The 10,944-nt window shown below is 39.8% G+C and carries 12 protein-coding genes; 10 read left to right on the top strand and 2 right to left on the bottom strand.

The genetic code is table 11. The features are described from left to right. The first annotated feature begins 101 nt into the window (after window positions 1-101). From EDD69_RS13610 to EDD69_RS13590, 6 genes are all read left to right on the top strand, one after another. The gene (locus tag EDD69_RS13610) at window positions 102-371 is read left to right on the top strand and encodes a hypothetical protein (protein ID WP_132949459.1); all 270 of its coding nucleotides are present in this window, start codon (window positions 102-104) and stop codon (window positions 369-371) included. Between the two features lie 40 nt (window positions 372-411). Continuing rightward, window positions 412-774: a hypothetical protein gene (locus EDD69_RS13605; protein ID WP_132949458.1), complete on the top strand. Its 363-nt coding sequence runs from the start codon at window positions 412-414 to the stop codon at window positions 772-774. A gap of 536 nt (window positions 775-1,310) precedes the next feature. Next, window positions 1,311-1,943 (top strand): transposase, encoded by a 633-nt coding sequence (locus EDD69_RS15595; protein WP_243643123.1) that lies wholly within the window; start codon window positions 1,311-1,313, stop codon window positions 1,941-1,943. 59 nt (window positions 1,944-2,002) lie between these two features. Further along, window positions 2,003-2,149: a transposase gene (locus tag EDD69_RS15590; protein WP_243643122.1), complete on the top strand. Its 147-nt coding sequence runs from the start codon at window positions 2,003-2,005 to the stop codon at window positions 2,147-2,149. Between the two features lie 258 nt (window positions 2,150-2,407). Continuing rightward, entirely contained in the window at window positions 2,408-3,292 is an 885-nt protein-coding gene (locus EDD69_RS13595; RefSeq protein ID WP_243643121.1) for a helix-turn-helix domain-containing protein, read from the top strand. A gap of 58 nt (window positions 3,293-3,350) precedes the next feature. Then, the gene (locus tag EDD69_RS13590) at window positions 3,351-3,848 is read left to right on the top strand and encodes a DUF1648 domain-containing protein (RefSeq protein ID WP_132949456.1); all 498 of its coding nucleotides are present in this window, start codon (window positions 3,351-3,353) and stop codon (window positions 3,846-3,848) included. A gap of 77 nt (window positions 3,849-3,925) precedes the next feature. Here the strand turns inward: EDD69_RS13590 and EDD69_RS13585 are convergent, their stop codons facing one another. After that, window positions 3,926-5,125, bottom strand: a complete 1,200-nt coding sequence (locus tag EDD69_RS13585) for an MFS transporter (RefSeq protein WP_132949455.1) — start codon at window positions 5,123-5,125, stop codon at window positions 3,926-3,928. Between the two features lie 617 nt (window positions 5,126-5,742). Between EDD69_RS13585 and EDD69_RS15830 the strand changes: the two genes are divergently transcribed. Then, entirely contained in the window at window positions 5,743-5,832 is a 90-nt protein-coding gene (locus EDD69_RS15830) for a putative holin-like toxin (RefSeq protein ID WP_368857991.1), read from the top strand. Between the two features lie 265 nt (window positions 5,833-6,097). On the opposite strand, the gene EDD69_RS13580 is transcribed toward EDD69_RS15830, so the two are convergent. Continuing rightward, entirely contained in the window at window positions 6,098-7,192 is a 1,095-nt protein-coding gene (locus EDD69_RS13580) for an SDR family oxidoreductase (protein WP_132949454.1), read from the bottom strand. A gap of 119 nt (window positions 7,193-7,311) precedes the next feature. On the opposite strand from EDD69_RS13580, the gene EDD69_RS13575 reads away from it, so the two are divergent. The 3 genes from EDD69_RS13575 to EDD69_RS13565 all read left to right on the top strand — a co-directional run bounded on the left by EDD69_RS13575 (window position 7,312) and on the right by EDD69_RS13565 (window position 10,933). Beyond that, window positions 7,312-7,947: a TetR/AcrR family transcriptional regulator gene (locus EDD69_RS13575; protein ID WP_132949453.1), complete on the top strand. Its 636-nt coding sequence runs from the start codon at window positions 7,312-7,314 to the stop codon at window positions 7,945-7,947. A gap of 125 nt (window positions 7,948-8,072) precedes the next feature. Continuing rightward, a complete protein-coding gene (locus EDD69_RS13570) occupies window positions 8,073-9,215 on the top strand; it encodes an acyl-CoA dehydrogenase (protein WP_132949452.1) in 1,143 nt (380 codons plus the stop codon). A gap of 62 nt (window positions 9,216-9,277) precedes the next feature. Continuing rightward, window positions 9,278-10,933 carry an AMP-binding protein gene (locus EDD69_RS13565; RefSeq protein WP_132949451.1) on the top strand — a complete coding sequence of 552 codons (1,656 nt, stop codon included), beginning with the start codon at window positions 9,278-9,280 and terminating at the stop codon, window positions 10,931-10,933. Window positions 10,934-10,944 lie beyond the last annotated feature (11 nt).

The raw sequence follows: 10,944 nt of genomic DNA, 5'->3' as shown, positions 1-10,944 counted from the left end.
ATCCTTATTTCTGATGTCTACAAAACGTCTATGTTCATGAAAATCGAAGAAATTCAAAGAAAAAACGAGAAAATCGTTATTTTATAGAGGGAGGAGGAGAAATGGAGGTATTATTTGAACTATTAGGTAGTTTAGTTGAAATTTTTGCATTATTCGGCATGGATGGAGTAATGGTTAAACGAAGATTAAAACAATTAAGAAAAGAACAGTGGTTTACTAGTTATTACCCTAAAGATAAAGATACCTTAAAAAAGATGATCAACGATCATGAAATAAGAAAACATCTCATTTTCACAAGTGAATATAAAAAATTATTAAATGATCCTGAAACCCAACGAGAGTTCATAAATCTTATTATGAAACATCTTTAATTTTTGGAATGTTGAAATAGCGTATATTAGGAGGAAGATGATGGGAAGAGAAGTACAGTTTGATGATGAAGGTGTCATTTTGAAATTGACTGGAGTCGCACGTTTTTTTGCATTCAAACTAAAGTTAAAAATGCCTTATAACACCATAAAGAGTGTATATGTTGATTATTTTGATGCTCCACAATGGATGCTTCGGATGCCAGGAACATCTATTTCTGCTCTTCATATTTTTGAGGGAAGCTTTAAATATGCTGATGAGTGGTATTTTCTTTCCTATGAAAACAGAGTCCCTCTAGTAATCATTGAGTTGGAAGGACATGAAAAATATAAGTATGTGATTTTTGAGATAGATGACCCTGTTCGTGTGGCGTCAGATATTCGAAAATGTATAAGAGAACTGTAAGCAATCTTTAGTGGGATATATTGCATTGATTTGTAATCTTAGGAAGTGGGATTATGTACTCTATTTTAACATGTTCACCGAGAAGTCTCCCACCTCTAAGCGAAGTGTGGGTGGAAGATGAATCGGTAATTTTTTTCAAAAATCGAACATATGTGCTATAATACTTTCATTACAAATTTGATGAAAGAAGGAATCTCTATGCTCCGTGGGAAAAAGTGTCCTTTCGTGCATCGAAAACGGATCTCAAGCGGCTCTATGCCTGCAATCGTGAGTCCGCTCTTGTTTGGAATGAGTGCCTCCGATTAGCGAAGGAATCCTTCCTTCAGTATGGCCGATGGATCTCGAAAAACGAACTGCAAAAACAAACAAAAGGAAAGTTCCATCTTCACAGCCAGTCCATTCAAGCGGTATGCCACAAATATGTCTTCGCTCGACAATCCGCTCAAAAAGCCATCTAACAAGGACTTCGCCAGGCTCGTTATCCCTACAGGAAAAAGAAGCACTTCAACACAAAATGGGCGAAAGACGGTTTCAAAGTGTATGAAAATGGAAAAACCGAACTGTCGATGGGCATCCATAATGGAAAGAGAGAAAAACCTATCATCGCCTATGCTTCGAATTTACCTCAAGGAATGATCAAAGAAATCGAATGTTGTTACGATAACGGTTGGTATTTGGCCGTCACTTATGAAGATAGCCGGGAAGCGAAAGCCTATCAACCGGGGCGTTCGGTCGGTGTGGACCTAGGTGAAATTCATACGATGGGAGCGTTTTGTGAAAACGGCCAAGCCCTTCTCATCACCGGAAGAAAAGTGCGCTCTCTTCATCGGCTTCGGAATAAAAAACTCGCCGAGATTCAGCGCTGTCCATCCAAGTGTCAAAAAGGTTCCCGTCAATGGAAGAAGTACGAGCGGGCGAAACGGTATGTCTTATCGAAATCAGAACGGCAGCTTTGGGATGCGCTTCATAAAACAACGAAGCAGTTTGTCGACTGGTGCCTCGCTCAATCTGGATCGGACGTGTACATCGGAAAAGTCGAGGGAGTCCAGCGAAACACAAGAAAGAAAAAGCGGGCCAACCGGAAACAAGCGCAAAAGATCTCGAATTGGTCGTTCGGGAAAGTGAAGCAATATCTTGCGTACAAATTGGCACAGCACGGCATCGCCTGAAGGAAGTAGAGGAAGCGTATACAAGTTAGACATGCCCTGTCTGCCAGAAGAGAAGAAAAGTGTCCACCCGAATCTTTGCTTGTTCCTGTGGATACGAAGAACATCGGGATATTTATGGTGCGCGAAACATCTTAAGCAAGGCGGTGCATCAAAACATCATTCCTTGGAAGGTGCCGACCAAGCTGACGTATCTACGGATTGCGTAAGCAAGAAGTAGTAGATGGGTTGTTCCGCCCCATCGGTGGAAAGCCGATGTTGCTTACTCATCGATCGAAAAGGCTTCCGATGAGTTCATCGAGCAGGAGAAGACAGCCTTCTTCTGCGTTGAAGCTTCTTCGATGGAGTTGGTAAGAAACTCCCACCTCTAAACAACATGTAGGTGGGAGAGGTTCATATTTTTAGCAAAAAAAGTCAAGATTTCCTTTTTCATGTTTAGTACTCTATAAGCAAAGGAGGTGCGGACGGTGAATTACCAACAAATATTACAGAAAGCCATTAGTTATATTGAGGATCACTTACACGAATCTCTTACATTAGAAAACGTGGCTTCCTATGCAGGCTTCTCAAAGTATCATTTTCTTAGAATTTTTCAGAAGGAAACCGGAATGACAGTTGGCGATTACGTGCGAATGAGAAGGCTGGCTGGGGCTGCCAGCATGCTGCTTTATACCGATGAGTCCATCATTAACATCGCTTATCATTTTCGATTTGGAACGCAAGAATCTTTTACAAGAGCTTTTAAGAAAGTTTATCATATGCCGCCGGGACAATACCGCCGGATTATGAACTCAATTATTAATAAAAATGGAGGGGAAAATATGAAACAACAGAAAAAAATAAAAGGATGGTTTTTGAGCGGAAGCCATCCATTCAATTATGAAATGGGGATTGATACGAAAGAAGTCCATCAAGGAAAATGTTCAGGCTATTTAAAGTCTGTAACAGTTGAATCAGCCGATGAATTCGCGACAATGATGCAGCAGTTCAAAGCAGACAAATTTTTAGGGAAGCGAATAAAGCTTTCTGCTTTTATTAAAACGAAAAATGTGGACGGTTTTTGCGGTTTATGGATGAGAGTCGATAACGCTCTGCATGATGTTCTTCAATTCGATAACATGAGCGATCGGCCCATTGTGAAAGATACGAATTGGAACTTGTACTCCATCGTTCTTGATGTTCCGGAAAATAGCGCCTTTATTTCCTTTGGTGTTTTACTCTCTGGAAAAGGACATGTTTGGGTCGATCAATTTAAATTTGAGGAAGTGGATAAAAGTGTGCCGACTACCAACCTCGAAATAGTCCATGATGTTCTTGATGAACCGATCAACTTATCTTTTGAGGAGGAATGACTTTTCATTTAGCGAACTATATATTTGATTAAAATCGGTGGGTGGAGAGGGGGAGATTTTGCTGGCCAGTATAAAAGAAAAAACAAAATCAGAAAAGGTTCTTCTAATGTTATCGATTTTCGGGCTTGTGGCGATGTTTGTTTATGTCACGCTTATTTGGTCGGAGCTGCCTGAAACCATTCCTCGCCATTTTAATTCTAAGGGAGAGCCGGACGGATTTGGTGGGAAAGGTTCGATCCTTGTGCTACCCTTTGTAGGATTAGGAATTTTTATCTTAACTACCTTGTTAAGTCAAATTCCGAACGCGTTTAACGATCCGGATCGTGTGACCGAAGAACAAAAACAGCGGCTTTATATTCATGGGCGGATTTGTATGAGCTTTTTGCAAACGCAAATCATTTATTTTTTGTTATACGGTGTCTGGCAAACAGCTCAAGTGGCTTTAGGAAAAGCGAGTGGATTAGGAATTTATGTACTTCCAATCTTCTTATTTATCATATTTGGAACCATTATTTATTTTACGGTTCGCGGGCAAAGGATGTATAGAAAGGAATAATCAAACAACCAGATGAGTTAATCATCTGGTTGTTTTTCATGCCGTAATATGAATGAGAGTTCATCTATATGCAAGGGTTATTCCTTCTGCTGACTGTTTGCGCGCAGCTGTCGGTATTTAGCGTAAAAGGCGGCAGTCATAGCGATCGACAGACTGCCAAATAGGACGTTCATTAGCTGTAGACCGATTGAATCTAGAAGGAAGCCTGTAATCAGCAAGATTACTTGAAAGATAAGACTATCTAGCATATTTCGGAATGAGAAGAACCGGCCGTGATAGCTTTTCGGCACTTTTGTTTGAAAAATAGTAGCGGCTGTTGGAAAGAAGCACCCAACCGAAAAGCCGAATAGAATAAAAGCGAAAACAGCTATGATTGGAATGTCAGCTAAATAGAGAAAAAGATGTGACAGACCAATCATAAATGAGCAGGCAAATAAGATCGAATAAGATGAGATTTTTTGTCTGATTTGTTTGACAAAAAAAGCACCGATCATAAAGGCCAGTCCTTCTGCTGTATAGAGCCATCCTTTAATGGCAGAGCTGTTTTGGAGCTCGCTGATGTTGATGACCATTAAATTGAATCCTCCGATGAATAGGAGGGGGATCAACGTCATCCACAAGGTCATAAAGACGATCGGAAGTCCTTTGATGACAGGAAATAGTTCTTTAAAGCCTGTTTTGCCAGAATTCGCTTCTTTTGACGTTTGTTTTTCTTTCGTTTCGTCGATGCTCAAAAAACAAGTGAGGATGAACAATCCTAGATAGGCAACTAATGAAACGGCATAGAGCATAGACAATGACATAATGATTAAAAAAATGCCGGCAACCGCAGTTCCAAATATGCGCGAAAGAGTAGAGACATTCATATAGATACCGTTTAACTGTAGTAAATCTTTTTCATCTACTATAAGAGGAATCGCAGCTTGAAGAGCAGGGAAATAGAAGGCTGCGGAAACATGGGTACAGATGAGAAAGATAACCATCCACCAGACTGAGCCTGTTTGGATCGCGATCAGCATAAAGATAACGCTGACAATCCGGAGAAATCCGGCTATTAACATCACCATTTTTTTGTTCGTTTGGTCGGTAATCCGCCCAGCTAAGGGGCCCACTATAATACCGGCCAGCGGTCCGGAGGCTAAAATGATCGATTTTAAAAAGTCTGATGGCACTTTATCCTGTATAAATTCTAAATTCCCAATGATGCCAAGCCACAAGCCGAGACCCGCAATAAAATCTCCTGTTAATAAAATCCATACATTTTTGTTTTTCCACATCGCTTTTGCCTCTCAACATTCATTTTGTTTCTTTACGGAAACTACAGTCCTGTATTTTAGCTAATAGAAGAGGATCACTTTCCTATTGCATAATACTGAAGAATCCTTGCTCGTCCAAATAATCGGTTTCACCGAGTATTTCTATTTTAACATGTTCACCGAGAAGTCTCCCGCCTGAAGTATAGGTGGGAGAGGTTCATCAAAAAGAATTAATATTTTCTTACAAACATGAGTTATAACACGAAAAAGCAGATGGATTGTTAAATAAAATCGATGCACGGATCAATTTTATCTAAACAAGGGATTGATAAAAAATTTTTTATCATTATCAAATAGGAATATTTAAGCTATACATCGAATAATTAAACAACTAGTTTTAAACACAAATATTGTGATACTTGAAAACGAACTTTATGCCCAACAGCTAATGGATCTAGGAGAGGGCATTGCGACTGCCAAGTTATAGTTTTGAAAATAAATGGAGGCGGAAAAGAAGATACTCATGCAGAATTTTTGACAAGATTCTGGTAAGGAAAATGTTATAATACAATCATCAATAGCAGAAGTTCAAGGGTGGTCGGCTTGCCCCTATTTCCTTTTAAAAGGGGGTGAGCATAATGACAGTATTTGAGTCCCTTTCTCTTATGATTTCTTTCGGGATGCTTGTGATAGCGGTACTGTCGTTCAATTATAAGAATAAAAAATAGACCTCCCTTGAACCGCCAATTCTAGGACGAGGTCTATTTTACCAATAGGCCGACTCCTTTGAGTCTGCTATTGCAAAAGACCGGAAGTGTTGCCGCACTTTCGGTCTATTTATGATTATGCCCTTTCTATGCATATCATACCATATCTTTTAGTTAGAAATAAAGATGATTTACCATGTCTTTCGTAAGGTGCATTCAAATTTAAACGAAAGAATAGGATGCGTTATTTTCATCCGATGGGGCGTAATGAAGAAACAGTTGTTATCTATCGAATTTTCACTTGTTTGGTTAAGTCATTTTTATTCATATGATAAAAACGAACGATCGTTGAAATGATTTCTTTGAAATCAGGGCAAGAAATATTTGAACCTGTTAAATCTTTTATCGCTTCTGTACAATCGTAGTTTACGTTATACGTAAAGTAATCGAGTGCCTCTTTTTCTACATGCAACCATTTTCGAATAAGCGGGATGGAGAAGAACCATTTTGCTAATGAAAGGGGAATGGTTCCTTTTGGTTCTCGGTTTAAGTATTCTTTCATTAACATTTGATAAATTTGTCTCATCGTATAGGGATCTGGGTCTGTCAAATGATACGTTTTTCCAACCGCCTGTTCAAGATGTGCCAAATATAGAGTCGCGTTTACGATGTAATCAACGGGTACAAAGTTTCCAGGAACGTTTCCATCACCTAAGTAAGGAATCCACGGTAAAAATTTTAAACGCTCAAACACGTTCAGCATAAAATAAAGGCCATCAAATTTGATCGTTTCTCCTGTTTTTGAATGTCCCACTACAATACCCGGACGAATAATGATGGTAGGGATTGTTTCCATCGCCTGGCGTACTAGCACTTCTGCTTCATATTTTGTCTTCTCATAATGATTTTTAAAGGATTGGCCCATTTCCAATTCCGTTTCTAAAATATTCCCGTTTCGTTTTCCGGAAACATAGGCTGTGCTGAAATAAATATACTTTTTGAGGCGATTGAGTGATGTGAGCCATTGATTGACGTTTCGAGTGCCTTCGACATTTACTTGATGCGCAAGTTTTTCGGGGACGGCTAAATCATAGACAGCAGCGAGATGAAAAACATGAGTAACAGATTCGCTTAATTCTTTTGTAATGGATTCGTCTAAAGATAAGTTGAATTTTGTAATATCGCCAGCAAGAAGGATTAGTTGATCTGTTGGGTAGTTCGTTGTTTTTGAAATTCTTTCAATCTCTTGACGAGCTTGTTCGATCATATTGGCGAGAACAAGAAAATAAATTTTTTTCGGATGATGCTGTTGGATCAACTGATTGGTCAAGGAACTGGCAATAAAACCAGGAAAACCAGTAATGAAGTATATATTTGACATAATAAACCTCCTGTATTTTATAATCATTGTAAATTATATATAAAAAATTGAATTTTTTATATAAAAATTGTATCACTTTTTAGAAAATTATGATAATATGAAAATAAAGGAGATTCATGATGGCAGAGAAGCAATTAAAAGAAAGAATTATCGAAACGGCACTAAAACTTTTTGAGAGATATGGTTATCATGGTGTCACTGTTGATCGCATTGTGACGGAATGTAACGCTTCAAAGGGGGGATTTTACCACAATTTTAAATCGAAAGACGAACTCCTTTATCATATCCACGATGTATTTATTACGTATGTACTAAATAAAGCTCAAGAAGCATATGTAAAATATAAGACTCCGACGGAGCGACTATGCGCCATTATACAATCGTTTGTAAAAGTATTTGACCTATACAAGCCTCATATCACAGTCTTTTACCAAGAAAGCACCTACCTCAAACCAGAGTATTCCGAAAAAATTAATGAAAAGCGTGAGCAGTTTAAACAAGTCATTTTCCAAGTCATTCGTGAAGGAATTGAAGCAGGAGAATTTCGGTCTGAACTTCCTGTCGAAATTACCGGTATGTCGATTATCGGCATGATCAACTGGACGTATAAATGGTATAAGCCACATGGCTCTATGACCATTGAAGAAATAGCGAAAGTTTTTACGGATTTAATTTTGCATTCCTTACTTACGGAGCAAGCGAAACAAAAAGAAGAGATTTCGGCATTCTTTTTAAAAAATTTCTCTCATTCTTAAAAAATAGCTTTTGAATTTTGTTGGGATTTGTCGAAATAACAGACCAACTAGTCGGTCTGATGTCGAAAAAAACCGACTAGTCGGTATAAATACCATTTTTCACTCAAACAAAGGGGGAGAAACACATGAATTTTGAATTAACGAAAGAACAACAAATGATTAAAGAAATGGTAAGAGATTTTGCCGAAAAAGAAATTAAGCCACATGCAGCGGAATGGGATGAAACGGCGGCATTTCCAATTGAAACGTTTAAAAAGATGGGGGAGCTAGGACTGCTTGGAATCCCGTTTCCTGAAGAGTATGGCGGCTCAGGCGGAGACACCATTTCATATGCGATTGCGGTAGAGGAAATTGGAAGAGCATGCGGTGGAACAGGGCTTAGCTATGCAGCTGCCATCTCATTAGGAGCAAGTCCGATTTATTATTTTGGCACTGAAGAACAAAAACAAAAGTGGCTGGTCCCGATGGCAAAGGGAGAAACGCTTGGAGCATTTGGCTTAACTGAACCGAATGCTGGCTCGGATGCAGGAGGTACTCGGACAAGAGCGGTGTTGGATGGAGACGAATATGTTATTAACGGGGAAAAATGTTGGATTACGAATGCGGGCTATGCAAGACAAGTGATTGTAACGGCGGTAACGGGGAAAGACGAGAACGGAAAAAATATCATTTCAGCCATTATTGTTCCAACAGATGCGCCTGGATTCACGATTAACTGCAACTATGACAAAATGGGTGTTCGTGCGTCGAACACATGCGAACTTGTTCTAGAAGATGTGCGCGTACCGAAAGAAAACTTATTAGGGGATCCGAAAAAAGGATTTAAGCAATTTTTATATACGCTTGACGGCGGCCGCATTTCCATTGCTGCTTTAGCGGTCGGGATTGCTCAAGCTGCGTTTGAAAAAGCATTGCAGTATTCAAAAGAACGTATGCAATTTGGTCAATCCATTTCAAAATTCCAAGCCATTCAATTCAAATTGGCGGATATGGCGATGCAAATTGAATTGGCTCGGAACATGGTTTATAAAGCAGCATGGTTAAAAGACAATAACAAACCATTTACAAAAGAAGCCTCTTTTGCGAAATTATTTGCTTCTGAAATGGGGTTCCAAATTTGCAATCAAGCGATTCAAATCCATGGCGGCTATGGTTATATGAAGGAATATGAAGTAGAAAGACATCTCCGTGATATAAAACTAATGGAAATCGGTGAAGGGACCTCTGAGGTGCAACGAATTGTCATTGCTCGTCAATTAGGATGCTAAATTCCGTCATCCAAGCATAGTTTTTTAGTATAGATTGAATTGTACTATGAAGGAGGAAAAATATGGCGGATTTATTAAATATTACGGTTGGAAAATTATTGGAGGAAAAAGCGAAATTGCATCCAGAGCATGAAGCGGTCGTCTATGCCGACCGCGGACTTCGTATGTCATACAAGCAGTTTGACGACTATTGCAGAGTCGTTGCCCGCGGATTGATGAAACTTGGGATCAACACAGGAGAACATATCGCTGTTTGGTCAACGAATAAGCCAGAGTGGCTAGCCTGTCAATTTGCAACCGGAAAAATGGGAGCGGTGCTTGTCACCGTCAATACGAACTATCGTACTGCTGAACTGGAGTATTTATTAAAACAATCGGATTCTACGACGCTCATTCTCATGGAGCGATACCGTGATTCCTCCTATATCGATATGATTTACGAAATTGCGCCAGAATTAAAAGAATGTGAACCAGGAAAACTTAAGTCCAAACGGCTACCTTATCTGCGCAATGTCATCGTTTTAGGTGAAAACCGCTATCCAGGAACATTTTCGTGGAGCGACCTCTTGAAAATGGCGGAAGAAGTATCGGAGGAAGAACTGGACGAACGCATGAACTCATTAGATCCGCATGACGTCATCAATATGCAATATACTTCCGGCACAACGGGATTTCCGAAAGGAGTCATGTTAACACACTACAACATCGTAAACAATGCCCGCAATATCGCGGAATGCATGAAGTTAACAAAAGAAGATCGTTTATGCATTCCTGTACCGTTCTTTCATTGCTTTGGCTGCGTTCTCGGTACGCTTGCTTGCGTCTCAGTTGGAGCAACGATGCTTCCGATTGAAGAGTTTCATGCAAAACAAGTGTTGCAGACCGTACAAGATGAGAAGTGCACCGCCTTGCATGGAGTGCCGACCATGTTTATTGCTGAGTTAAACGATCCAGACTTCGATCAATATGATTTGTCTTCGCTTCGTACGGGAATTATGGCTGGCTCTAATTGCCCAATTGAAGTGATGAAAGCAGTGATGGAAAAAATGGGGGCTAGAGAGATTACAATCGCATACGGTCAAACCGAATCATCTCCTGTGATTACGCAAACAAGAACCGATGATCCGATTGAATTGCGCGTGGAAACCGTCGGCCGAGCTCTTCCAAACGTTGAAGTGAAAATTGTTGAACCAGGAACCGATCGAGAAGTTCCGTACGGTGTTCAAGGGGAGTTATGTACGCGCGGTTATCATGTCATGAAAGGATATTATAACAACCCTGATGCAACAAAAGAAGCAATTGATGAAGACGGCTGGCTGCATACAGGAGATTTAGCCGTCATGGATGAAAACGGCTACTGCCGCATTACTGGCAGATTAAAAGATATGATCATTCGAGGCGGAGAAAATATTTATCCGCGTGAAATCGAAGAATTTTTGTACAAACATCCGAAAATTTTAGATGTACAAGTAGTCGGAGTGCCGGATGAAAAGTACGGTGAAGAAGTGATGGCGTGGGTAATTTTGAAGGAAGGTCAGACGGCTACGGCAGAAGAAATTCGCGAGTTTTGCAAAGGTAAAATCTCACGCCATAAAATTCCGCGTTATATCGAATTTACAACATCTTATCCGATGACTGCGTCAGGGAAAATACAAAAGTTTAAGCTGCGCGAACAGGCGAGAGAACGGATTGAACAGCGGAAACAAAATTTAGTTTAAAGGCATGGAGG

Origin of the sequence: Thermolongibacillus altinsuensis, assembly GCF_004341205.1 — a bacterium.
GTDB classification, from domain to species: domain Bacteria; phylum Bacillota; class Bacilli; order Bacillales; family Anoxybacillaceae; genus Thermolongibacillus; species Thermolongibacillus altinsuensis.
Note: the sequence above shows the minus strand (reverse complement) of the source record. Positions and strands in the feature narration are given on the sequence as shown.